The sequence below is a fragment of the Agrobacterium tumefaciens genome, from assembly GCF_005221385.1.
Classification (GTDB): domain Bacteria; phylum Pseudomonadota; class Alphaproteobacteria; order Rhizobiales; family Rhizobiaceae; genus Agrobacterium; species Agrobacterium tomkonis.
In genome coordinates, this window is sequence record NZ_CP039904.1 from 313,842 (window position 1) to 332,368 (window position 18,527).

Consider the following 18,527-nt stretch of genomic DNA (forward strand, 5'->3'; position numbering starts at 1 on the left):
ATCCGTTTAAAGAGTTATATCTGACTGGATAAATCGACCCGCCATTTTGATACGATTTGCATAGGATGCAAAAATCGGTCGTCGGCTTTTCCGTTGCATAAAGTCATATTCAGCTTCAAGTATCTCGTAACCAATTTGAAAAACAAAGCTCTGGGCATGCCATTGGGCATTGTCATGTAGTGCGACTTTGTCTTTGTGGGCTTGAAATAAAGTCTGATGTGAATATTTACTTATAGTTAAATATAATTCGTTGATACTTTTGTTGTCTATTGAAAGGTCATAATAAGAATTGTTTCGGTTTTTTATAAGAAAAACTTCGTCTATTTCTTCTTTAGTATTCAAGGGATTTCCCTTGAGAAACGCGACGATCATAGGGAATATTAGTGTCGTTTCTATCGGGACCACTTCATCCCATGTTGAGCAAATTACTGATAGCAGATCGATAGCTTTTTCGATCTGGCGAATCTCTAAATCGAATCGCTTGCAAATTGCGGAAATGTAGGTGGCTTCGTCAATGCCAATCGAAATTCGCCTCTTGTCTTCTTCCATTGTTGACGTGCTAATGAGATGTTTCACCATCTCTAAGCGTTCTGGCGCTGCGAGCATGTACGAGCGATCAAAAAACCTTGCCAAATAGTGCCGACTATCGAATTTGCTTCCGTAAACTGCTTTGATCGAATTCGCCAGTTGGGTGGTGTCAGTGCCAAGAACGAACACAACGTTTTCGACTTCAAATAGGTGCTTGATACGCTCCAGCATTTCGATTGCGTAAGTTGGGCGACAGCGATCCAACTCGTCAATGAGAATAAAAAAAGGAGGGCTGTAGGTTTTAGCCGTGAGAACCCCCACTGCTTTACCTAAGCTTGTCTGGAAACTATCAAGACTGAGCTTTGCTTCGTTGAATTGCGCCAGCTTCCGTTCCGCGAATTTATCGATATTGGCTTCGGCAATTTTAATCACTTCGCCGGTAGCGTCATCAAAGATATTTTCAAATTCGACTTTTCCGGAAACGATGTTTTTTGCGGTTTCGGCAATTTCTCCTGCGGCTTCACCCACGACATATGTTGTCGCTCGCTTTGCAATGCCCTTTGCTGTTAACAGCGACAGCCTCCCAACGTTCCGCCTGAATTCTTTACCCGCAGCTTTGACCTTTGTCTTCAGGGACCGGTCGGAAGATTTGAATTTGGTAAGGAATTGATCGAATTCGGCAACGACAGCGGTCAAAGGATCGTCTGAGAAGTCATCCCGCCATGCATCGATCATAATCACTGGATGTCCAGCTTCTTTCAGGTCGGCACATAGCCCTTTCATAAAAAAGGTTTTGCCTTCACCCCATGTCGCATCAATGTTCAGGACATATGAGCCGATCTTGCCGCGTTCAATTCGTTCAAGCACACGCTGCTGAAGAAACTTGATGATGTATGCCGACTCTTCAGCCCGCCCAAGCTTGTCTTGGTTTCTAGTCCAGTATGACACGTCAGCCGCCTGATTTGTAATCTACCCCTATGCAAACTAAATCATGCGTTGAGTTTGGCTTGCAATACTATTTTTACGAGGAAGGTCGCGCTTTTCGAGATATGCCCAGATTACTGCTAATGCAGTTAGGGCGATGACCGACGCCAGCACAACTGACAGCACACCTTGCGCGGTAACTTCGAGTCCCAGGAATTTTATGGTGATTTTGGGCATTGGGCGCACGTTTTCATTTAGAAAACAAATGAAGGCGCTGCCGCTGCTTCGCATAGTGAGAACCAGCGAAGATTCGTCAATGATATTGTTGCAACATTATTCTATCCACAGCAGCTAATATTACCTGCCGATGGAAAACGGGGGCGCGCAATAGCCGACTGGCGTCATGAGATTCCCAAAACCGACGCGAGAGCGGTGAGGAACAAACTTGAAAAAATCGCCCCAAGAACAATACGGTTCGCGGTCGCGGCATCTTTGTTCTCTTCGAGACGGTTCACGGGGAATGCCCATTTCACATATCCAAAGAGAGCGCGGTACGCGAACAATGAAATGCCGATGCTATAAATGAAGAACGCTATGCGGTAGGACCAGTTTGGACGATCTTCGGGGAAGAAATATTCGGCGTAAACTGCGATCCAGTATAGTGCGTAAGGAAAAGCGCAAAGCCATAGCCCGATGTCATAGGTGAATTTTGCGTGGATGAACGAGTACCATCTCCTCTTCGAATTGAGGCGTTGGCGCACAATTGTCTGTGCAGCCCTGAAGAAGGTCACGTCTTGGCATTCAAGAACGGCTTCGCTTTCGTTCGGAGTGGGGTCTGAAACAAGCGGGTTTGGATCGAACAAGGGCGGTTTGTCGAAAGTCAGCGTGACTGAGAAAAAATTGGAAGGCTTGTTGCCGTTGGCGTTCCGTTTAAACGCAGTAAGGTTCGTAAAATAAACCGCTTTAATTGGGAACGGTACATCGTCAGCGTCGAATACGTCTTGCGTTTCGCCGTACACAGTCTGTCCCTCAAAACCAATTATAGAGACAGTAACTCTGAATGCATCTTTAAGAAGAAAGTCCTTTCGGCTTACGAAGGCTTCATCACTTTCGTTTTCAAGCTTGACGAGTTTACCGATGATCGACGCCCCTTCACGCGCGTTGAGTTGCTGAAGTTCGCGGTAGGAAAACTTAACATCGGAAAGCTTGAAGTGATTGCCGCGAATTGGAATTTTCTCTTCGTACCAGACGGCATCCGCATTGTATCGCTGAGCTATATTAGTTTCCGACATCAATTTTGCCTACCTAAAACCAACTTACGCTGGAATCTTCAAGTAGGTTGCTGATTCCGTCAAGCATTCCGCCGCTCCTTCAACGACTTTAACGTTGCCGAGAAAACACGAATGCAAAAGCTATCGATGTCAGTAAGATACGAGAAACACCAGCAACGCACTCACTGCTGTATCTTTCTCCCTTAGTAGTAGATGATTAGATTGAGTTCATCTTGAACCCGTTTTTTCGCCTTAGCGAGTGCGAGAGCCGCGTCGATAAAGCCTTTTTCTTTGGCGATACGAATTAGCCAATCATAGTGATCGAAGAATTCGTTTCGTAATTTCTCGCTCTTAACGAGCTTTTCAAATGTGAATTTCTGCAATTTTCATATTCCATGATAGGAATATGCCGGTATTCATAATATAAATTCATTTCACGTTTCAGCATATTGAGTTGATATTCGGCTTTTTAGATTGGTAGCTTTGCGTATTGGATAGCTTTTTCCAGCGCCTCCTTTTTGTTCTCGATATCGTATCCATCGCCGTAGTGCATCGAATGGGATTTGGTGTTTGTGTGCCCGAGAATTGAATCCTTCAGGGTGTCATTCGCACCGCTCCGGCGAAGCCAATCCGCCATGTTGTGACGGAAGCTTCCGAAGCCCTTCCCCTTGCCCGGCGTGACCCTCCTGAAAAAGTCCGACATCGCGCAGTTGACCTGAGTTGGTCCTTCATTCGTATGGAAAATAGTGAAGCCGATTGGAAATTCACGCATGGCGGCGAGCGCATCGCCAACTAGCGGCACATCTCTGTGACGCGCCCCTCCCCGCTTCACCTTGCCGCGAAGTTCATTGGGGCGAATGGAAATGTACGGATCAGGCGCATCGAGATGTATATCGGTCGGCGTGAGTAGCGCGATTTCCTTCGCGTTCGCACCTGTACACATGCCAATGCGGATAAGAGCTTTGATTTCAGGTCGTGCGCCTGACGTTTTCAAGCCTTCGGTAACGGCTGATATCTCGGTAGCCGTGAACGGTGCTCGTTTGCCATCGTCTTCGTAGCCAGAAATCCTGATGCCTGCGAAGGGATTTTCCCTGCCTTCGTATTCCTCATCGAAGACGGTTTCCAATATGACCCCAAGCCAACTAATCTTCTTATTAGCTTCGTTGCTTAGAAACTCGCCGTTATCGATCTTTTCCTTCAAAACTTTACGGTATTTTTTTACATCGGTCTTGGTGATCTTCAGCACATCAGTATCCCCCATCGCAGCGATGTAATCTTCGGTCTTAACTTCGTAGCGCCGCCAGAAACGTTTTGTCTGAAGCTCGTTCTTACCCTTCACCTTCTCCGAAGAGAGAGCTTTAAATTTTTCGAATGCCTCTACCCAAGAGAGCGACGGCGTCTCTATTGCGCCGACTAAAGCAGCGGTCTGCACAACATTTGGATTCGGCATCACGGCGCGGACATCAACGATTTCATTGATACGCTCTATCAACTGATCGACGGTTTGTTCGGAAACTGCCTTATGCGGTTCGTACTTTCCGGTCAGTTTCTCGGCGGTTGCCTTAACCCGCTTGTAGTCAATATGAGCTTCATCGGGCAGACGGTTTTCATCGAAGAGCGGCAGGATTTGAGCGACATGCGTCGCCACCCGCTTCTTCGCCGTCGCTAAATCTCTGGTCCTCAAAGAGCGAAGAATTTGCCGTCTCGTCGTTGACGAGAGCAATCGCGTTGGGATGTTGACGCAGAAGTAATAATAACCGTTCTGCCGTTTATGAATGTAATTTTGCGTAATCATGGAACTAAAACCTCATCAATGCAACTGGAAGAAACCTCCTTCGATTGTGAATTCTATACCCGGGATCACGAATATTCGTCAACTATAAATTTGCTAATGCTGAATTTTTTACTTTCAATTCGTTTTGAAAGCAAGTCAGATATAGAAATATATTTTGAAAACAACTTAGAAATCGCCTGGTATTTTGTTTTTGATTTAACCGCTCCGGCAGACTTATTAGCAATTTCATTGGCAATTTGCCGATGCGGCGGCGCAAAAAGGAACATTAGAAGAAGAACATTTGACATGAGTTTTGAATTCTCCTAAGAAATCAACCTCTTCCGAGGGGTGTGCTGCGGCACTGAGACGGCATTGCGCCGAACCCTTATATACCTGATCCGGGTCATGCCGGCGTAGGAACGGAAACTGTCGCACCCTTCAGGCGCTGCCCTTTCTCTTCTCCGCTTGGCCATGATCTCCGTGATTGTCACATCTGGAGACCGAATGATGATGCTGAAACCTTCTGTCCTTCGCACATGGTGCGTTTGCGTCTGAGGTCCGGCTCATGCGTGCCACCCATGCATTGAACGGTATCGGCCTTCTGCTGCTTCTCTGGCAGGCAGGCACGTGGCTGTTTGCGCCGCCGCGCTATATCCTGCCGTCGCCAGCCGATGTCGCCGCCGCCTTCTGGCGCCAGCCCGGCTTCCTGTTCGGGCAGGCCATGGTGACATCAGGCGAAATGGCGTTCGGGCTTGCGGCAGGCATCGCCGCCGGCATCCTCGTTGCCTTTACAGTCGCCGCCATCCCGCGTCTTGGCCGCCTCGTCTGGCCCATGGTTCTCGTGCTGCAGGCGTTTCCGGTTTTCGTACTCGCCCCCATCCTCGTGCTCTGGTTCGGTTTCGGCATGGCCTCGAAAGTGGTGATGACCGCGATCATCATCTTCTTTCCGGTCGCCTCCTCCTTCACCGATGGCCTGAACCGCACGGATCGCGCCATTCTCGATGCCGCCTCGCTGACGGAGGCGAGCCACTGGCAGATCCTCACGCGGCTGCGCGTGCCGCTGGCGTTGCCGTCGCTCATTTCCGGGCTGAGGGTGGCCGCCCCACTCGCCCCGCTTGGCGCCGTCATTGGCGAGTGGGTGGGCGCATCAGCCGGGCTCGGTTTCGTCATGATCCAGTCCAATGCCCGCATGCAGACCGACACGATGTTTGCCGCCATGGCCATTCTCGCCGTCATGGCGGTGCTGCTGCGGCTCATCGTCGACCGGGCGACCGCCAATCTGGCCCCCTGGGCCAAGGAAACAGAACACACCATTCCTCTCAGATATTTACGGAGACTTTCGGCACCATGAAACGAACGCTTCTTTCCCTCGTCATCGCCGCAACAACCGCGCTTGCCCCCATGCAATCGCAGGCCGCCGACAAGCTTACCGTGTTGCTCGAATGGTTCGTGAACCCCGATCATGCGCCGATGGTGATCGCCAGGGAACGCGGTCTGTTTGCCGATGCCGGACTGGACGTGGAACTGGTGCCGCCGGCCGACCCTTCCGCCGTGCCGCGCCTCGTCTCGGCGAAACAGGCCGATATCGGCGTGCATTACCAGCCGAACCTCTATCTCGATCACGATGCCGGTCTGCCGCTCGTGCGTTTCGGCACGCTGGTCGAAACCCCGCTCAACACCGTCACGGTTCTGGCCGACGGGCCGATCAAAAGCCTGAAAGACCTGAAGGGCAAGAAGGTCGGTTTTTCCGTTTCCGGTTTTGAAGATGCTATGCTGAAGCGCATGCTGGAAAAGGACGGGCTGACGAAGGATGATGTCGAACTCATCAACGTCAATTTCTCGCTCTCACCATCGCTTATCGCCGGCAAAGTGGATGCAACGCTCGGTGGTTTCCGTAATTTCGAACTGACGCAGATGAAGCTCGAAGGCCATGAAGGCCGCTCGTTCTTCCCGGAGGAGCATGGCGTGCCGGCCTATGACGAGCTGATCTTCGTCACCCATCGCGATCTCGCAAAAGACAGCCGCCTGCCGCGTTTCCTCTCCGCCGTGGAGCAGGCCGCGATCTTCATCACCAACCACCCGCAGGAATCCTGGCAGCTTTTCATCAAGGCCTATCCGAACCTTGACGATGCGCTGAACAAGCAGGCTTTCTTCGACACGTTGCCGCGTTTCGCCAAGCGTCCCGCCGCACTCGACCGCAGCCGCTATGTCCGTTTCGGTGAGTTCATGCGGGATATGCAACTGATCAAACAGGCACCGAAGGCAGACGATATCGCCGTGGAGCTGCAACAGCCATGACTGGCACTTTTCCAACAGCGGCAAAAGCCGCCGACATTCTGGAGCGGGTGCGCAAGACGCGCCCGCGCGTGCATTGCCTGATGAACACCGTGGTGCAAAAATTCACCGCCGACGGCATCACCGTCATCGGTGGCATTCCGTCGATGACCACTTCCCTGGAAGAAATAGAGAGCTTCGTCACCAAGGCTGATGCACTGACCGTCAATCTCGGCACGCTGGATGCCGAGCGGCGCAAGGTCATCCGGCTGGCAATCGAGATCGCCAATGCATCCGGCAAGCCGTGGATCGTCGACCCGGTGCATTGCGACTACTCGCCGTCCCGTCTGGAATTTGCCCGCGAACTCATCGCCCTCTCCCCCACCATCGTGCGCGGTAACCGCGCCGAGATGAGCCTGATCGGCAATGTGCCTGACGCGGTGCGGATCGAAACCGGACCGGTCGATCATCTCCGCGACACGACCCGTGGCGTCAGGATCGTCAACGGTCATCCATGGATGGCGAAGGTGACCGGCACAGGTTGCCTCTCGGGCGGCATCATCGCCGCTTTCATGGCCGTGGAGAAGGATGCGCTGACGGCAGCGGCCGCAGCCCTTGCTGTCACAGGCGTTTCCGCCGAATTGGCTGCAAAACAGGCCAGGGGCCCCGGCACCTTCGAACCGGCATTTCTGGATGCGCTTTCCGAAATCTCGGGGGAAGACATCATCAATCACGCGAGGATAGAGCATGAACAAGGTTGATTACCGCCTCAACGCATTGGTCGATGCCAGCCTTGCCGATGTCGCGCCCTTGGCCGAGCTTGCTTTGGCCGCCGCACTCAACGGCGCGACCATTCTGCAGTATCGCGACAAGCACGGCTCGACGCGCGAAATGATCGACAACGCCCGCGCCATTCATGAAGCCATCGCCGGCACCGGCGTGCCGCTTGTTATCAATGACCGCATCGATGTGGCGCTCGCCTCCGGCGCGGATGGCGTGCATCTCGGCGCCGATGACATGGATGCAAAGACCGCAAGGCGTATTCTCGGCGAAAAGGCGATCATCGGCCTCACCGTCAAGAACCGCGCCGATGCCGAACGGGCGGCCTCCATGCCCGCCGATTACGCCTGCATCGGCGGCGTTTTCGAGACGGTCTCCAAGGTGAACCCCGACAAGCCGGTCGGTATCGATGGTTTTGCGACGCTTCGCGCCCTTTTGAAGGAATGGCGGCCTGATATGCCTGTTGGCGCCATTGCCGGTATCGACCTTGCCCGCGTGCCATCTGTCATCGAGGCCGGCGCGGATGGTGTCGCAGTTATTTCCGCCATCTTCCGGGCAGGTGATATTGCCAGCGCAACCAAGGGCTTCCGCTCTGCAATTGACGCGGCGCTGAAAGCGAGACAACCATGACACCAATTGCATTGACCATTGCCGGCTCCGACAGCGGTGGCGGCGCAGGCATTCAGGCCGACATCAAGACCTTTTCCGCGCTCGGAGCCTATGCAGCCAGCGTCATCACCGCCATCACCGCCCAGAACACGAGGGGCGTGACGGCGGTGGAGGATATTTCGGTCACCACCATCGTTGCGCAGATGGATGCGGTCTTTTCCGATCTTGCCGTCAATGCGGTGAAGATCGGCATGGTATCGCGGATAGAGACAATCGCCGCCATTGCGGAGCGGCTTCGGCGGCAATCGCAACCGGTGGTGCTTGATCCTGTCATGGTGGCGACATCGGGCGACCGGCTGCTGCATGAGGACGCCATCGAGACATTGCGGCGGGAGCTTTTGCCGCTGGCCGCCATCGTCACGCCGAACCTGCCCGAAGCGGCGCTGCTGACCGGCACGCCGATGGCGGAGGCACAGACGGACATCAACCGCCAGGCCGAGACGATCCTCAAGGCCGGTGCAAAAGCCGTGCTCATCAAGGGTGGGCATGGCGATGGGCCCGAGAGCACGGATTATCTGTTTGCTGATGGCACCATGTTGGCGCTTGCCGCACCGCGGGTGGATACGAAGAACGACCACGGCACCGGCTGCACATTGGCGGCGGCGATTACGGCTCATCTTGCCAAGGGTTGTGAGCTGCGAGAGGCGGTAGGGCTGGCGAAGGAGTATCTGAACGGGGCGCTTGAGGCTGGGCGGGGACTTGCCGTTGGGAATGGGCGGGGGCCGGTGCATCATTTTTATCGGTGGTGGGGGTAACAAAGCGAGGGTGGAGCATGCGGCTTACCCCGTCTGTCCTGCCGGACACCTCCCCCTCAAGGGGGGAGATCGACAAGCGGCTTGCTCACCACATTCCGTAAGCCACGGGATCATTAGTGAGACGGTCGCATGGGACCGAGCGACTGCCGCACCCAATCTCCCCCTTGAGGGGGAGATGTCCGGCAGGACAGAGGGGGTAAGCCCCACACTCGACGCTATTTCGCCTTCGGCGTCGCCAACACATTCCGGATCGCAAAACTCGAATGAATCCGCGAAACCCCCGGCAATTTCGACAAAATCTCCTTATGAATCCGCTCGAAATCCCCCGCACTTTCCGCCTCGCAGCGCAGGAAATAATCCGAGCCGCCCGTCATCAGGTAACATTCGCGGATTTCCGGATACCGCCGCACCGCATTTTCGAAACGGTTGAGAAAATCTTCCGTCTGGCGGTCGAGCGTGATCTGCACGATGACCGAGATGACCTCACCACCCGCAAGGCCGCTGGTCAGCGCCGTATATCCGCGAATAATGCCTTCCCGTTCGAGGATATCGACCCGGCGCAGGCAGGCCGAGGCCGAAAGCCCGACTTCCGCTGCCAGTTTTGCATTGCTGATGCGGGCGTTGAGCCGAAGCAGGCGAATGATGTGACGGTCGGTCGCATCAAGTGACGACATAGAAAATTCCAATCCGACAAAGAAAATTGCGCGATTTTGAATTATATCGCATTTTCTTCGAACAATCGCCAAGAAATTCGATAATCGTTGCAATACTCTCATGGGATAAAAATGAGGGTGAACGACCATGGACATGCAGATCAGCCGCCAGCAGGCAGCCGGTGGTGCAAGCGGCCATCTGACTATCGATCTTGGTGCATTGCGCGACAATTATCTGACGCTTGCGGCGATGGCCCCGGCCTCGCAAACGGCAGCGGTCGTCAAGGCAGACGCTTATGGCCTCGGCGCAGATATCGTCTCGCAAACCCTGTTCGAGGCGGGATGTCGCAATTTCTTCGTCGCCCATATCGATGAAGCACTGGCGCTCCGGCTTCGTCTGTCGGCGCAGGCACGGATTTTCGTGCTCAACGGTCTTCAGCCCGGCAATGAGACCTCCTGCGCCGCCATGGCCGTCACCCCGGTTCTGAACTCGCTGGAGCAGATTGCACAATGGTCGACCCATGCGCGCCATCTCGGCAAGACGCTGCCGGCAGCAGTGCAGATCGATACCGGCATGTGCCGTCTCGGTCTCTCCCCCGCAGAGCTGGAAGTCCTCGCCTCCCAGCCGCAATTGCTCGAAGGTCTCGACATCGCCTTCGTGATGAGCCACCTCGCCTGCGCCGACGAGCCGGAACACCTCTCCAATGCCGCGCAGCTTGCGGTGATGCGAAAGGTCGCCACCGCTTTCCCCGATGCGCCCCTGTGCTTTTCCAATTCCGGCGGCATCTTTCTGGGCAATGATTACCACAATCATCTGCTGCGCCCCGGCATCGCGCTTTATGGCGGCGCGCCGTCCGTTGCCCGCCCCAACCCGATGAAACCGGTCGTGCGTCTCGATCTCGCCGTCATCCAGACCCGCACCGTGCCCGCCGGTTCGCTGGTCGGTTATGGCGGTTCTTTCGAAGCCGCAAGCCCTACACGTCTTGCGACAATCGCCGCCGGTTATGCCGATGGTCTGCCCCGCTCACTCAGCAATCGTGGGGCGGCGTGGTATAATGGCATTCGCCTGCCGATTGCCGGGCGCGTTTCGATGGACAGCATCATTCTCGACATATCGGCCCTGCCTGAGGGAACATTAACCCAGGGCAGCCTCGTTCAGATGATCGGGCCTGACCAGACTTTGGAAGACATTGCAAACGACGCGGGCACGATTGCCTATGAAATCCTGACCGGCCTCGGACGCCGTTACCGCCGCAGCTATATCCAGCCGGGAGAAACCCCGGCGACCGCTTCAACATCAGTCAATCACAAGTGAGACGATCATGAACGTCACTATCCTCGGAGCCGGCGTCGTCGGCGTGACCTCTGCCTGGTATCTGGCCAAAGCCGGACACAAGGTGACGGTGATCGACCGCCAGCCGGCCGCAGCGCTCGAAACCAGCTTCGCCAATGCCGGTGAAGTTTCGCCCGGTTATTCCTCGCCATGGGCGGCCCCCGGCATTCCGATGAAGGCGATGAAATGGCTGTTCATGAAACATGCGCCGCTGATCATTCGCCCGACGGCCGATCCGGCGGCCTGGCGCTGGATGAGCCAGATGCTGCGCAACTGCACCTCGGCACGTTATGCCATCAACAAAAGCCGCATGGTGCGCATCGCCGAATATAGCCGCGATTGCCTGATGGCGCTGCGCGACGAAACCGGCATTCAATATGACCAGCGCATGCAGGGCACGCTGGAGGTCTTTCGTACCCAGAAGCAGTTCGACGCCATCGGCAAGGATGTCGACGTGCTGACGGCCGGCGGCGTGCCCTTCGAAATTCTCGACCGCGACGGCTGCGCTGCCATCGAACCCGGTCTTTCTCCTTCCAGAGAAAAGATTGTCGGGGGCCTACGCCTGCCCGGCGACGAGACCGGTGACTGCTTCATGTTCACCACCGAGCTTGCCCGCATGGCGGAAGAGGCCGGCGTCACCTTCATTTACGATACCGGCATCATGCGCCCGATCGTGGAAGCCGGCCGCATCAAGGCCGTGGAGACCACCAAGGGTCTTATGGAAGCCGATATTTTCGTTGCTGCGCTGGGCAGCTATTCCCCGCAATTCGTGCGCCAGCTCGGTCTTGATCTGCCGGTCTACCCGGTCAAGGGTTATTCCATCACCATTCCGGTCGTGAAGGAGGAGCGCGCGCCCGTCTCCACCGTGATGGACGAGGCCTACAAGGTGGCGATCACCCGGCTGGGTTCGCGTATCCGCGTCGGCGGCATGGCGGAGATCGCCGGTTTCAGCAAGGATTTGCCGGCCGCACGGCAGGGAACGCTGACCCATTCGGTCGAAGACCTGTTCGGTGGCGCGGGAGATCAGACCCAGGCGAAATTCTGGTGCGGCCTGCGCCCGATGACGCCTGACGGCACGCCTGTCATCGGCGCCACCCGCTACAGCAATCTTTACCTCAACACCGGCCATGGCACGCTTGGCTGGACCATGTCCTGTGGTTCCGCCCGCGTGCTGGCCGATCTCATCAGCGGGACCAAGCCGCAGATCGACACGCACGATCTGGCGATCAGCCGTTACGCCGCATGATCAATGCTTGCCGCGCCGCCACCCGGCGGCGCGGCTTTCGAAAATCGGGACGCGCTCGAATTTCGGCCGTCAACACGCCACAATTCATTCAGCACCCGTTCAGCAGCGGCGCTATATTTCTTTAACCATCGAATTTGCAACTGGCAGCGCCCCTGCCGTTCTGGATGGAAAAAGACCATGTCGTCCTTTGCAGCTAAAACCGTTCTGGCCGTCGCCGTTGCCGCCGCGACCATCGTTCCTTTCAACACCGCGTCTGCCGACGACTGGGGCCGCCGTGACCGCCGCGACGCCGCCATTCTGGGTGGCGTACTTGGCCTTGCCGCCGGTGTCGCCGTCGGCTCCGCCCTTTCCCGCCCGGCACCGGTGGATGATGAGCGCGTCTACATCGACCCGCCGCGCCGTTATGAGCCGAGCTATGTCTATGATGAGCCGGATTACCAGGAATACCGGCCGCAGCCGGTCTACCGCCCCGCACCCGTCTATCGTCCGGCACCGGTCTATCGCCCGCAGCCGGTTTATGACAGCCGCCCGGTCTATGGCCAGCGCGCCACCTATCGCACCATCGAGCCGTGGACCAACGCCTGGTACGACTATTGCTCGCAGCGCTACCGGAGCTTCAACACACGCACCGGCACCTACACGGATTATGACGGCCAGCGTCATTTCTGCGTCGCGGGCTAATCGCGACAGCGGCTTCCAGCAGAAGCGACAGCAGAGAGGCTGAGCCTGATACTGGCGATGCGCGCCAACGTCTCCTCCGTCATCCTCGCCCTTGAGGCGAGGATCCACACTTTCGAGCGCCAATGGATCCTCGCCTCAAGGTCGAGGATGACACCGAGGGTGGGAAAGCCACCCAAAGCGTTGCGGCTCTTTCACGCCCCCTTCAGTTCTTCACATAATCCGCCCGGTTGATACCGTGGCGTTGCAGCTTGTCGTAAAAGGTTTTGCGGGCAATGCCGAGCGTCGCGATTGTCTCCGCCACATCCCCATTCGACTGCACCAGCGTTTCGCGAATGATCCGCGCCTCGATCGCATCCATACGCTCGGGCAAGGTGCCGGACGCGGGAATGGCAGTCTGCGCAACAGGTGCGGCGGCCGCTTCCGTTTCCAGCCCCAGAACCACTCTTTCGGCGAAATGCCCGAGTTCGCGTACATTGCCCGGCCAGTCATGCTCCTGAAGCCGGCGGGAAATGCCGGCGCTGATCTGCGGCACGGCCATGTTGAAACGGTTGGCGGCCTTGGTGACGAAGTGGGAAAACAGCAGCGGAATATCCGCCTTGCGCTCCCGTAACGGCGGGATCGACAGCGTCACCACATTCAGCCGATAATAAAGATCCTCGCGAAAAGTACCGCGCTCAGTCGGATCACCGAGATCGACCTTGGCCGCCGCTACCACGCGGATATCGACCGGCCGTTCCTCGTTTGAACCCAGTGGCGAGACCTCGCGCATTTCCAGCACGCGCAGCATCTTCACCTGCACGGCAAGCGGCATGCTTTCGATCTCGTCCAGAAACAGCGTGCCGCCGCTCGAATGTTCGATGCGGCCGACGCGCTTCTTCTGAGCGCCGGTAAAAGCGCCCGGCTCGTGGCCGAAAAGCTCGCTTTCGATCACCGTTTCCGGTAATGCGCCGCAATTAAGAGCCACGAAATTACCCCTGGAGCGCTTTTTACTCCAGCGGTGAAGCGCCGTTGCCACCACCTCCTTGCCGCTACCCGTCTCGCCTGCCACCAGCACGTCCACATCCGTATCGGCAATGTGCCTGAGCGTGGTGCGCAGGCGCTCCATGGCCGGCGTCTGGCCGATCAGCGGCAGATCGTCCTCCGCCTGCCCAGCGGCCCGACGAAGCGCACGGTTTTCCAATACCAACCGGCGCTTTTCCAGCGCCCGGCGGGCACTTTCCACCATGCGTTCGGCCGGAAAGGGCTTGGCGATGAAATCATAGGCGCCGTTGTGCAGCGCATCGACCGCCATCGGCACATCGCCGTGGCCGGTAATGAGGATAACCGGCAGATCCGCATCGATCTTGCGGACATGGTCGAAAAATTCGAGTCCGGTCATGCCGGGCATACGCACATCGGTGATGACGACCCCGTCGAAATCCTCGTTCAATGCCGCAAGCGCCTGCTCGGCACGGGAAAATGAGGTGACCGGCAATCCGTCGAGTTCCAGCGTCTGCACCATCGCCTTGCGCAGCTGGGAATCGTCGTCCACCAGGAATATGGTTCCATCCACCGTCATGTCATGCTCGCTTCAGATATACGGAAAAAGACGTGCCCGCTTCGCTGCTCGTTACTTCGATACGTCCGCCATAGTCCGAGGCGATGTCGTTGGAGATGACGAGACCGAGGCCGAGGCCGCTTTCCTTGGAGGTATTGAAGGGTGAAAAAAGCTGGGCGCGGATGTCTTGCGGAATACCCCCGCCATTGTCGCTGACGGAAAGTACCACCATGCCGCCCTCCTCCCGCACACGCACCTCAACGCGGGCTTCGCCAATCTCTTCCGTGGCTTCCAGCGCATTTTGCAGAAGGTTGATGAGGATTTGCTCCAGCCGGATGCGGCTGCCGAGCACTTTCAAATCCTGATCCGGCACGACGATATCCAGCGCGTCCATCTGCCCGGAAAAACGACTGCGCAACAGCATGACCGCGCCTTCGATGACCAGCTTGAGGCTGACCGGCTCGGCGGCGGTGCGGCCCTTGCGGGCCAATATTTTCAGGTCACCGGTAATCGTGCCGATGCGCTCTGTCAGGGCGGCGATGTTTTCGAGATTCTCGGTCGCCTCGGACATGCGGTCGCGTTTCAGCAGGGTGCGGGCATTGTCGGCAAAGGCGCGGATGGTCGCCACGGGCTGGTTGATCTCATGCGCCACGCCCGCCGCAACCTGCCCCAGAATGGAAAGGCGGTTAGCCTGCACCAACTCATGCTGCACATTGCGCAACTCGCCTGTTGTCTTTTCATGCAGGGCGATTTCAGCCTGCAGATGGTCGCGGGTCTTCGTCAGGTCGCGGGTCCGCTCCTGCACCTTCATTTCCAGCTCGGTGCGGGCGCGCTGCTCCTCTTCCTTTTCCTTCAGCGCCTTGTGTCTGCGCCACAGCCACAGGGCCGAAAGACCCATCAGCGGCATCAGCGTCGCCAGCGCCACAACCCGGCCCTCGCGGATGGCGGCGTTCAACGCAGGGGCTACGGGTTGCAGGTAATGCAGGGTCCAGGAGGTGGTCGGCACCGGCATTTCCAGCTGCAGATAATCACCGCGCTCCCGCCCCGGTTCATCGACATGGATAAGCGGAACATCATCGCCCGATGAGCGGGCTGCCCGGAACGGCAGGATCGCCAGCGCCTCATTGCCGAATTGCAGGCTTTCGGAAATGACCTTTCGCCGCACCTCGTCAATTGGAGCAACGGTCTTGAAGCGCCATTCCGGCACGCTCGTCATCAGCACGACGCCGTTTCTGTCGACCACATAGACCGGCTTGCCGCCAATGTTCCAGTCCGATTCCAGACGGTTGAATTCCACCTTGGCGATGACAACGCCGAGCGGCCTTCCGTCCGCCGCATCGATACGGCGGGAGATATAAAGACCGGGCCGGCGGCTGACATTGCCGAGCGCATAATGTTCGGACATGCCGGTCTTCATCGCTGCCTGAAAATATTCGCGGAACGCGTAGTTGGAACCGACGAAGCTGTCCTCCTCCCGCCAGTTGCTGGAGGCGATGGTCAGACCGGTCGGCCCGGTCACATAGATGACCGACGACTGCGTGCCTTCGATCAGCCCCTCCAGCTTGCGGTTCAGCCGGTCGACGGCGACGTCGTCACCGCCATCCAGCGCGGTAGAAAGGTCGGGATCGCCTGACAGAACCAGTGGAATGGCCCGCGGCCGCTCCAGCGCGACATTCAGCAACGCAATCTTCAGTTCGGCATCGGTTGAAGCCTCGAAACCCGCCGTTCGCATTGCCTGGTGACGGGCGAATTCATCGGCCACCAGCAGGGCACCAAGACTGACGAGCAGCCACAGGCCAGCCAGCGCCAGCCATTGCGCGCGACGTTTCGCCTGAGAATGAGGTGCCTGATCCTGATAGGTCATGCGCTAATTGTGCGGTTTTACACACAGATCGCAAGAGAATTTGTCCGGAATTCCGCACAAATGCCTGTGAGCCGGCAAAGCGTCAATAAAAAGTACTTTTTAAATCAGTCAGTTACATCAAATAAGCAAGTCTGGCATGCGTATTGCACATGACTCCGCAATCGGCGCGAAGCCGTCAACGACACGGCGATCCCGGGAGGCCAATAAAGGCAGGGTGAGGCCGAGGAGGAAAAAACATGATCGATAGCACAGCCGTGGCCGCAGGCCACGCCAAGCAGCCATTTTACAAGCACCTGTATTTCCAGGTTCTGGTCGCCATCATCGCCGGTATCGCGCTTGGCCATTTCTATCCGACCTTCGGTGAGCAGCTGAAGCCGCTCGGCGACGGCTTCATCCGCCTCGTCAAGATGATCATCGCTCCCGTCATCTTCCTCACCGTCGCAACCGGCATCGCCGGCATGAACGACATGAAGAAGGTTGGGCGCGTGGCCGGCAAGGCCATGATCTACTTCCTGGTGTTCTCCACCCTCGCGCTCGTTGTCGGCCTCATCGTCGCCAATACCGTGCAGCCGGGCGCCGGCATGAACATCGATCCTTCCACGCTGGATGCCAAGGCCGTCGCGACCTATGCCGACAAGGCCCATGAGCAGACCATCACCGGCTTCCTGATGAACATCATCCCGACGACCATCGTCGGCGCATTTGCCAGCGGTGACATTCTGCAGGTGCTGTTCTTCTCGGTTCTGTTCGGCATCGCGCTCGGCATCGTCGGCGAAAAGGGCAAGCCCGTCACCGATTTCATGCATGCCATGATGTATCCGATCTTCAAGCTGGTCGCGATCCTGATGAAGGCCGCCCCCATCGGCGCTTTCGGCGCCATGGCATTCACCATCGGCAAATACGGCATCTCGTCCGTCACCAACCTCGCAATGCTGATCGGCACCTTCTACATCACATCGGCCTTGTTCGTGTTCGTGGTCCTCGGTGCCGTCTGCCGCTACAACGGCTTCTCAATCGTCGCGCTCATCCGCTACATCAAGGAAGAACTGCTGCTGGTTCTCGGCACCTCGTCTTCGGAAGCCGCTTTGCCGGGCCTGATGAGCAAGATGGAAAAAGCTGGCTGCAAGCGCTCCGTCGTCGGCCTCGTCATTCCCACCGGTTACTCCTTCAACCTTGACGGCACCAACATCTACATGACGCTGGCGGCGCTCTTCATCGCGCAGGCAACCGGTATCCACCTGTCCTTCGGTGAACAGATCCTGCTGCTGCTCGTCGCCATGCTCTCCTCCAAGGGTGCGGCCGGCATCACCGGCGCTGGCTTCATCACGCTCGCCGCAACGCTCTCGGTCGTGCCTTCCGTTCCGGTTGCCGGCATGGCGCTGATCCTCGGCATCGACCGCTTCATGTCGGAATGCCGCGCGCTCACCAACTTCGTTGGCAACGCCGTCGCCACCATCGTCGTCGCTCGCTGGGAAGGCGAACTGGATCAGGAGCAGCTTGCCCGCGTGCTCAGCGGTCAGGAAGAAATCTCCGGTATCGCGGATGTGGATACGGCACTGCCGGCATCGGTTCAGCCCGCCGAATAATACGACCTCCCAAGGTCCGGCCTGTCCCGGCTCCGTCCGGACAGGCTCTTACATGAAGGCCGGCGCATCGTGATCGATGCGCCGGCCTTCCACGTTCAGATACAGCAGTGAAAACAGTTCTTATCGCCGGGCAGATGCTGTAGAGCCAGACGGGACCGAATGGATGAACGGAGTCGGCATCACATGAAGAACCTGTTTCTGGCCTGGCAATTCTGGGCGCTGCTCTCGGCGGCTTTTGCGGCGCTTACCGCCATTTTTGCGAAGATCGGCATAGAAAACGTCAACTCCGATTTCGCCACCTTCATCCGCACCATCGTCATCCTCGCCGCCGCCGGCCTGATGGTTTACATCACCGGCAACTGGCAGCAGCCCTCCACCATTTCCGGGCGCACCTGGTTGTTCCTCGTGCTTTCGGGTTTGGCGACCGGCGCATCGTGGATATGTTATTTCCGGGCACTGAAAATCGGCGATGCCGCCCGCGTCGCCCCCATCGATAAGCTGAGCGTCGTGTTCGTCGCCGTCTTTGCTGTGCTGTTTCTGGGGGAAAGGCTGTCGTTGCCCAATTGGCTCGGCGTCGTCCTGATCGCCTGTGGTGCGGTGCTCGTCGCCTACAGGGGATAGGCCAGCCGAGCAGGAACGCTCGGCCAGCACA

The 18,527-nt window shown here is 57.1% G+C and carries 19 protein-coding genes and 1 riboswitch; of the genes, 10 read left to right on the forward strand and 9 right to left on the reverse strand.

Translation table 11 applies throughout. From position 1 onward, the window contains the following. Window positions 1-6 precede the first annotated feature (6 nt). The 6 genes from CFBP6623_RS16655 to CFBP6623_RS16670 all read right to left on the reverse strand — a co-directional run bounded on the left by CFBP6623_RS16655 (window position 7) and on the right by CFBP6623_RS16670 (window position 4,805). Window positions 7-1,476 (reverse strand): KAP family P-loop NTPase fold protein, encoded by a 1,470-nt coding sequence (locus tag CFBP6623_RS16655; RefSeq protein WP_167379180.1) that lies wholly within the window; start codon window positions 1,474-1,476, stop codon window positions 7-9. 36 nt (window positions 1,477-1,512) lie between these two features. Then, window positions 1,513-1,689, reverse strand: a complete 177-nt coding sequence (locus tag CFBP6623_RS26865; protein WP_167379181.1) for a hypothetical protein — start codon at window positions 1,687-1,689, stop codon at window positions 1,513-1,515. 164 nt (window positions 1,690-1,853) lie between these two features. Continuing rightward, the gene (locus tag CFBP6623_RS16660; RefSeq protein ID WP_080842795.1) at window positions 1,854-2,744 is read right to left on the reverse strand and encodes a hypothetical protein; all 891 of its coding nucleotides are present in this window, start codon (window positions 2,742-2,744) and stop codon (window positions 1,854-1,856) included. Window positions 2,745-2,926: 182 nt separating this feature from the next. After that, window positions 2,927-3,106: a hypothetical protein gene (locus CFBP6623_RS26870; RefSeq protein WP_080842796.1), complete on the reverse strand. Its 180-nt coding sequence runs from the start codon at window positions 3,104-3,106 to the stop codon at window positions 2,927-2,929. 86 nt (window positions 3,107-3,192) lie between these two features. Then, window positions 3,193-4,518 (reverse strand): DUF6538 domain-containing protein, encoded by a 1,326-nt coding sequence (locus CFBP6623_RS16665; RefSeq protein ID WP_080842797.1) that lies wholly within the window; start codon window positions 4,516-4,518, stop codon window positions 3,193-3,195. Between the two features lie 65 nt (window positions 4,519-4,583). Next, window positions 4,584-4,805: a hypothetical protein gene (locus CFBP6623_RS16670; protein WP_137002557.1), complete on the reverse strand. Its 222-nt coding sequence runs from the start codon at window positions 4,803-4,805 to the stop codon at window positions 4,584-4,586. Between the two features lie 26 nt (window positions 4,806-4,831). Next, window positions 4,832-4,934, forward strand: a riboswitch (TPP riboswitch). Between the two features lie 128 nt (window positions 4,935-5,062). Here CFBP6623_RS16670 and CFBP6623_RS16675 point away from each other — a divergent pair. Genes CFBP6623_RS16675 through thiD form a run of 5 tightly spaced genes read left to right on the forward strand, consistent with a single transcriptional unit; the run spans window position 5,063 to window position 8,975 of the window. Then, a complete protein-coding gene (locus CFBP6623_RS16675) occupies window positions 5,063-5,848 on the forward strand; it encodes an ABC transporter permease (protein WP_080842798.1) in 786 nt (261 codons plus the stop codon). Then, the gene (locus CFBP6623_RS16680; protein ID WP_046800777.1) at window positions 5,845-6,795 is read left to right on the forward strand and encodes an ABC transporter substrate-binding protein; all 951 of its coding nucleotides are present in this window, start codon (window positions 5,845-5,847) and stop codon (window positions 6,793-6,795) included. Before CFBP6623_RS16675 ends, CFBP6623_RS16680 begins: the two co-directional genes overlap by 4 nt. Then, window positions 6,792-7,532: a hydroxyethylthiazole kinase gene (locus CFBP6623_RS16685; RefSeq protein ID WP_046800776.1), complete on the forward strand. Its 741-nt coding sequence runs from the start codon at window positions 6,792-6,794 to the stop codon at window positions 7,530-7,532. The genes CFBP6623_RS16680 and CFBP6623_RS16685 overlap by 4 nt, the downstream gene beginning before the upstream one ends. Next, the gene (gene thiE, locus CFBP6623_RS16690; protein ID WP_046800775.1) at window positions 7,519-8,181 is read left to right on the forward strand and encodes a thiamine phosphate synthase; all 663 of its coding nucleotides are present in this window, start codon (window positions 7,519-7,521) and stop codon (window positions 8,179-8,181) included. The genes CFBP6623_RS16685 and thiE overlap by 14 nt, the downstream gene beginning before the upstream one ends. Then, a complete protein-coding gene (thiD, locus tag CFBP6623_RS16695) occupies window positions 8,178-8,975 on the forward strand; it encodes a bifunctional hydroxymethylpyrimidine kinase/phosphomethylpyrimidine kinase (protein WP_046800774.1) in 798 nt (265 codons plus the stop codon). The genes thiE and thiD overlap by 4 nt, the downstream gene beginning before the upstream one ends. 215 nt (window positions 8,976-9,190) lie before the next feature. Here thiD and CFBP6623_RS16705 read toward each other — a convergent pair whose 3' ends face one another. After that, window positions 9,191-9,649, reverse strand: a complete 459-nt coding sequence (locus CFBP6623_RS16705) for an Lrp/AsnC family transcriptional regulator (RefSeq protein ID WP_046800773.1) — start codon at window positions 9,647-9,649, stop codon at window positions 9,191-9,193. A gap of 127 nt (window positions 9,650-9,776) precedes the next feature. On the opposite strand from CFBP6623_RS16705, the gene alr reads away from it, so the two are divergent. The 3 genes from alr (at window position 9,777) to CFBP6623_RS16725 (ending at window position 12,888) form a co-directional block, all read left to right on the forward strand. Then, window positions 9,777-10,943, forward strand: coding sequence for an alanine racemase (gene alr / locus CFBP6623_RS16710; RefSeq protein WP_046800772.1), 1,167 nt, complete (start codon window positions 9,777-9,779; stop codon window positions 10,941-10,943). Between the two features lie 7 nt (window positions 10,944-10,950). Continuing rightward, window positions 10,951-12,207, forward strand: coding sequence for a D-amino acid dehydrogenase (locus tag CFBP6623_RS16715; protein ID WP_046800771.1), 1,257 nt, complete (start codon window positions 10,951-10,953; stop codon window positions 12,205-12,207). A gap of 177 nt (window positions 12,208-12,384) precedes the next feature. After that, window positions 12,385-12,888, forward strand: coding sequence for a BA14K family protein (locus CFBP6623_RS16725; RefSeq protein ID WP_046800770.1), 504 nt, complete (start codon window positions 12,385-12,387; stop codon window positions 12,886-12,888). Between the two features lie 202 nt (window positions 12,889-13,090). On the opposite strand, the gene CFBP6623_RS16730 is transcribed toward CFBP6623_RS16725, so the two are convergent. Together CFBP6623_RS16730 and CFBP6623_RS16735 are read right to left on the reverse strand one after the other, a co-directional pair. Then, complete coding sequence (locus tag CFBP6623_RS16730) at window positions 13,091-14,446, reverse strand: sigma-54-dependent transcriptional regulator (RefSeq protein WP_046800768.1); 1,356 nt, start codon at window positions 14,444-14,446, stop codon at window positions 13,091-13,093. A gap of 1 nt (window position 14,447) precedes the next feature. Then, window positions 14,448-16,289, reverse strand: a complete 1,842-nt coding sequence (locus CFBP6623_RS16735) for a sensor histidine kinase (protein ID WP_046800767.1) — start codon at window positions 16,287-16,289, stop codon at window positions 14,448-14,450. A 236-nt stretch (window positions 16,290-16,525) separates the two neighbouring features. Between CFBP6623_RS16735 and CFBP6623_RS16740 the strand changes: the two genes are divergently transcribed. Continuing rightward, window positions 16,526-17,875, forward strand: a complete 1,350-nt coding sequence (locus CFBP6623_RS16740; protein ID WP_046800766.1) for a dicarboxylate/amino acid:cation symporter — start codon at window positions 16,526-16,528, stop codon at window positions 17,873-17,875. Between the two features lie 183 nt (window positions 17,876-18,058). Then, complete coding sequence (locus CFBP6623_RS16745) at window positions 18,059-18,496, forward strand: EamA family transporter (RefSeq protein ID WP_046800765.1); 438 nt, start codon at window positions 18,059-18,061, stop codon at window positions 18,494-18,496. Window positions 18,497-18,527 lie beyond the last annotated feature (31 nt).

Bases quoted from the DNA above. Each gene is read 5' to 3' on its own strand.
- CFBP6623_RS16730 (WP_046800768.1), bottom strand. From the start codon at position 14,446: ATGACGGTGGATGGAACCATATTCCTGGTGGACGACGATTCCCAGCTG.
- CFBP6623_RS16680 (WP_046800777.1), top strand. From the start codon at position 5,845: ATGAAACGAACGCTTCTTTCCCTCGTCATCGCCGCAACAACCGCGCTT.
- CFBP6623_RS16725 (WP_046800770.1), top strand. From the start codon at position 12,385: ATGTCGTCCTTTGCAGCTAAAACCGTTCTGGCCGTCGCCGTTGCCGCC.
- CFBP6623_RS16740 (WP_046800766.1), top strand. From the start codon at position 16,526: ATGATCGATAGCACAGCCGTGGCCGCAGGCCACGCCAAGCAGCCATTT.
- CFBP6623_RS16705 (WP_046800773.1), bottom strand. From the start codon at position 9,649: ATGTCGTCACTTGATGCGACCGACCGTCACATCATTCGCCTGCTTCGG.
- CFBP6623_RS16675 (WP_080842798.1), top strand. From the start codon at position 5,063: ATGCGTGCCACCCATGCATTGAACGGTATCGGCCTTCTGCTGCTTCTC.
- CFBP6623_RS16745 (WP_046800765.1), top strand. From the start codon at position 18,059: ATGAAGAACCTGTTTCTGGCCTGGCAATTCTGGGCGCTGCTCTCGGCG.
- CFBP6623_RS26865 (WP_167379181.1), bottom strand. From the start codon at position 1,689: ATGCCCAAAATCACCATAAAATTCCTGGGACTCGAAGTTACCGCGCAA.
- CFBP6623_RS16660 (WP_080842795.1), bottom strand. From the start codon at position 2,744: ATGTCGGAAACTAATATAGCTCAGCGATACAATGCGGATGCCGTCTGG.
- thiE (WP_046800775.1), top strand. From the start codon at position 7,519: ATGAACAAGGTTGATTACCGCCTCAACGCATTGGTCGATGCCAGCCTT.
- CFBP6623_RS16685 (WP_046800776.1), top strand. From the start codon at position 6,792: ATGACTGGCACTTTTCCAACAGCGGCAAAAGCCGCCGACATTCTGGAG.
- CFBP6623_RS16715 (WP_046800771.1), top strand. From the start codon at position 10,951: ATGAACGTCACTATCCTCGGAGCCGGCGTCGTCGGCGTGACCTCTGCC.
- CFBP6623_RS16670 (WP_137002557.1), bottom strand. From the start codon at position 4,805: ATGTCAAATGTTCTTCTTCTAATGTTCCTTTTTGCGCCGCCGCATCGG.
- CFBP6623_RS16665 (WP_080842797.1), bottom strand. From the start codon at position 4,518: ATGATTACGCAAAATTACATTCATAAACGGCAGAACGGTTATTATTAC.
- alr (WP_046800772.1), top strand. From the start codon at position 9,777: ATGGACATGCAGATCAGCCGCCAGCAGGCAGCCGGTGGTGCAAGCGGC.
- CFBP6623_RS16735 (WP_046800767.1), bottom strand. From the start codon at position 16,289: ATGACCTATCAGGATCAGGCACCTCATTCTCAGGCGAAACGTCGCGCG.
- thiD (WP_046800774.1), top strand. From the start codon at position 8,178: ATGACACCAATTGCATTGACCATTGCCGGCTCCGACAGCGGTGGCGGC.